This is a genomic window from Paenibacillus sp. E194, from assembly GCF_000935845.1.
Lineage (GTDB): Bacteria > Bacillota > Bacilli > Paenibacillales > Paenibacillaceae > Paenibacillus_B > Paenibacillus_B alvei_B.
Window position 1 is genome coordinate 1 of the sequence record NZ_JMDX01000364.1, and the last position, 4,238, is coordinate 4,238.

3 protein-coding genes and 1 pseudogene are annotated in these 4,238 nt (G+C 43.9%); 3 read left to right on the forward strand and 1 reads right to left on the reverse strand.

The features are described from left to right. Window positions 1–123: 123 nt before the first annotated feature. Complete coding sequence (locus AZ66_RS27385; RefSeq protein ID WP_021259128.1) at window positions 124–357, reverse strand: hypothetical protein; 234 nt, start codon at window positions 355–357, stop codon at window positions 124–126. A gap of 274 nt (window positions 358–631) precedes the next feature. On the opposite strand from AZ66_RS27385, the pseudogene AZ66_RS33650 reads away from it, so the two are divergent. The 3 genes and pseudogenes from AZ66_RS33650 to AZ66_RS30230 form a co-directional block, all read left to right on the forward strand. Continuing rightward, a pseudogene (locus AZ66_RS33650) lies at window positions 632–1,660 on the forward strand (glycosyltransferase); the annotation flags it as partial. Between the two features lie 99 nt (window positions 1,661–1,759). Beyond that, a complete protein-coding gene (locus AZ66_RS27390; RefSeq protein WP_044357796.1) occupies window positions 1,760–2,878 on the forward strand; it encodes a glycosyltransferase family 2 protein in 1,119 nt (372 codons plus the stop codon). Between the two features lie 61 nt (window positions 2,879–2,939). Next, the coding region (locus AZ66_RS30230) for a glycosyltransferase family 2 protein (RefSeq protein ID WP_197081783.1) at window positions 2,940–4,238 on the forward strand (1,299 nt) is incomplete at its 3' end.

A 4,238-nucleotide genomic window follows, 5' to 3' on the forward strand; every position in this document is an offset into this window, starting at 1 on the left:
GTTTGAAGTTTTACTAAAAAGAATAACGTGTAAAGATTGCAAAAGGCGTAATTCCAAAAAGGAATTACGCCTTTTGCAATGATCTATCAAAACAATTCTGTCAGAATTCAGATGCACGAATGATTAATATAAGGACAATGCTACAGTGTCCATTTCACGTCTTGAATGCAAGATTGCCTCTGAGCCGATAATTTCAATACTGATCAAGGTTTCAAGACAGGTCTTGATCGCTCGCTTGCCATTATTCATCTTGCGGTTAAGTGCATCCATAAGTAGCGAGAATGTATTTTTGTGGGACATATTTGTGCAAAACACGGGTATTTTTCGTTGTTGGAATTCAATATAAACTGTTTTCATCTGGCAACGGACCTCCTTCTATTGATCTATTTCCGTTAATACAAATATACGAAAGGAACATTAAATGAACATTAAAAACTGAAGACAATGTTGTTACATTTACGAAATGTAACGAAAAAATCTATGAATATCGTAGAATGTGGACGACATGGTAGCGATGAAGTCTAAGGAACCCATTTCCGACATGCACGACTGGGCTATTAGCGGCATATATCGTTTGTAGCGAGCGATGTGAAAAGGGGATGGAAAGTTGGAAAAGCGACTATCATTATGCATGATCGTTAAGGATGAGGAGACATTTATCGGCATTTGTCTGGACAGCGTCAAGGATGTTGTAGATGAAATCATTATTGTCGACACGGGATCATCCGATCAGACGATTCCAATATGCCAATCATATGGAGCGAACATATATGAAATGCCGTGGAATGACAACTTTGCCGAAGCGCGCAATTATGCCCTAAAGCAGGCAACTGGCGACTGGATATTGTGGATGGATGCGGATGAGAGGCTGGATTCAGATCAAGCCATGTTAATTCGAGATATATTGCAAGAAGAGCAAGCTCACATCGGTGTAATTCAGCTGTTGAACTACATTGGAGAAGACACGCCTAGCAGTGAGAAAACATACTTAGTTGGTCAGCATCGGCTGCTGCGTAATCATATGGGGTTCCAGTTCGTCGGGGCGATCCATGAACAGGTAAATGTACATGAGGTTCTGGGCGAGCAATTCGATGTTAAAGTCTTGCCCGTACAACTTCATCACTATGGCTACCTAGAAGTTGTAACTCATTTGCGCAACAAGTCGGAGCGGAACTTGCGGTTATTACAGATGGAGAAAGACAAGCCGGACTACAACCCGTGGGTCGATTATCACATTGCAAGTGAGCAGTATCGGCTGAAAAAGTACGCTGAAGCTTATGAGTCGGTAAATGCTTCCGTTATGCGGTTTGTAGAACAGGGGAAGCTGCCTCCATCGCTTCTATATAAATTAAAATATGAGCTTATGTTGATCATGGGCAGTTACGAAGGGGCATGGCCTTCGATCGAGAAAGCGATCGCGTTATATCCAGATTACGTTGATCTTCATTTCTACAAGGGGGTCATCTTGTATTTAAAACAAAAGGTTGAACATGCATTGCCTGTATTTCAGCACTGTGTTGAACTGGGGGAACAAAATATCTATCATCTTACGCTGCGAGGAGTTGGAAGCTTCCACGCTTGGTATTATGTCGGGAAGTGTCATGAACTTCTTAATCATCGGGAAGAAGCGATACAAGCCTATGAGAATTGTCTGGAAGAAGATCGCAGCCATAAAGAAGCCAGAGAAGCGCTTGACCTGCTGCTAGCTCAGTCTAATCAGGTACAGCTAGATTCACATATTGAGGAGGCAGAAATTACGATGGATCAGTCTGCATCAATTACAATTAGCCTATGTATGATTGTACGTAATGAGGAGATTGCACTAGCGCAATGTCTTGCATCTGTCCATAACATTGTTGATGAGATCATTATTGTTGATACGGGATCGACAGATCGGACGAAGGAAATTGCAGGACAGTATCAAGCCCGTATATTTGATTTTGAATGGATTGACGATTTTGCTGCTGCACGGAATTATGCCTTCAGTCAAGCTACACAAGAATATATTCTATGGCTCGATGCGGACGATGTGATAGAGAGTAAGGATCAACGCCTTCTAGTAGAGCTGAAGAAGACACTCACTCGTGATGTTGATAGTGTTACCATGCACTATGTATTAATGGTCGATGATAAGGGGAATGTTACGTCTAGTCTGCGGCGAAATCGCTTAGTAAGGCGTGATCGCGGGTTTAAATGGTATGGTCCAGTGCACGAATATTTGGAAGTAGGCGGACATATTATTCATAGTGATGTGTGTGTCACACATAAGAAGGATAAAGCATATACCGATCGCAATTTGCGAATTTACGAGAAGAGGCTTGCCGAGGGAGAGCAATTTACGCCTCGCGATTTATACTATTTTGCGAATGAGTTGCGAGATCATTCCCGATTCGAAGAAGCTGCACACGGATATATGAAGTTCCTCCAAACAGAGCAAGGGTGGGTAGAGGATAATATTCAGGCATGCAAAAAAATGGCGGAGTGTTTTGGCAAGCTAGGTCAACGTACCGAACAGTTTATGGCGCTGTTCCGCAGTTTCGTCTATGATAAGCCGCGAGCGGAAATATGCTGTGCAATTGGATCCATGTGGGTGGACTCGGGGCATTTTCAACAAGCGAAGTACTGGTTTGAGCAAGCGACACTGCTTCCAGCAGATGAAGCGCAAATGTCTATGGTAGAGCCATCCTCATGGACGTGGGTACCGCATTTGCAGCTATGTGTATGTCATGATCGTCTTGGTGACATTGAGAGGGCTTGCTATCATAACGAGTTTGCACTTAGCTACCTTCCCTCTCATCCAAGTATGCTTCATAATCAGAAGTATTTCCGTGAGAAGCTTGGCGAGGAACGATACGAACAGTTGAGAATCAAATTGTAGAGGCATTTATTAGTTACAGTCATATTTCCCAAGTATGTGATTGCGAAGTGAGGGGATTGTGTTGAAGGTCAGTATTGTGATACTCACGTTGAATCAATTTGCTCATACGATTCGATGTCTGGAAAGCATTCGTAAGTATACGACGGAGCCTTACGAGTTAATTGTCGTTGACAATGGTTCGACGGACTTAACGCTTTCCTATCTGAGAATGCAGTCGGATGTAATTTTGATTGAAAATGCAGTGAATGCAGGATTCTCAAAAGGATGCAATCAAGGAGCAGCCCTTGCGACGGGGGATCATATTCTTTATTTGAATAATGACACCATCGTCACGCCAAATTGGTTAACCAATATGCTGCGCGTGCTTCACTCCAGTGAAGATGTAGGCATGGTCGGGCCGTTTACGAATTATTCGAGTGCTCATCAACAAATCCCGGTAACGTATACCGATTTATGGGATCTGAATAATTTCGCGAAGGAACATGAGCATAAATTTGCTGGAACGGTGACAGAAGTACGCCGACTTGTTGGATTCTGCATGCTGATGAAGCGCAGTGTTGTCGAGGAGGTAGGAGGCTTCGATGAACGCTATGGATTAGGAAATTATGAGGATGATGATCTATGCTTGCGAACAGCGAATGCGGGTTATCGTATGCTCATTGCGAATGATTCCTTCATTCATCATGTGGGCCATGTGACGACGAATCAGCTCGAGCAGTCAAGCTTGATGATGCTGCTGCATACGAATCGGGAGCAAGCACGCCGGAAGTGGGGGGCTGATATATTCGACCTGTTGTACAAAGCAGAGTCAACCATTACCTTCTGCATTCGATGGAGGGAACGAACTGAGCCGTTGCAAGCTTGCATCGCTTCGATTCATGAAGTGGCAAATGAAATTATCATATATAATTGTACCGGAGAACAGCGGGAAGACGTTGAATTGGAGACGTCTGTTCCCATTCGATGGATCCATGCAACGGAAGATATGGAGGCAGGAGAAGCATTCATCATTCGGCAAGGATCCGAACAGGCCACACAGGAATATATTTTTCTGATCGATGCATCAGAATATCTTGCTGCACCAGAACGCAGGCAGCTTCGAGCACTCAAACGCTCCCTAGATCCTGAAGTGAATGCGGTGTGGATGTTGGGAGAGGCTAAGCAGGATGGCCTGCATGAGACTGGGGGAGAACGATTGAGATTAATTCGCCGCAATGCCCAGGTGCCGAATCTGAATGAGATCAGTTTAACGGAATATGATGCGAAACAGGGCGATACAACGCAGCATATCAAGAGTGAAATCCGAGTTGCTAGCTTTGCTGAAAGCTTGAATGTCAAAAGCCTGAACTTCACTGCCAGT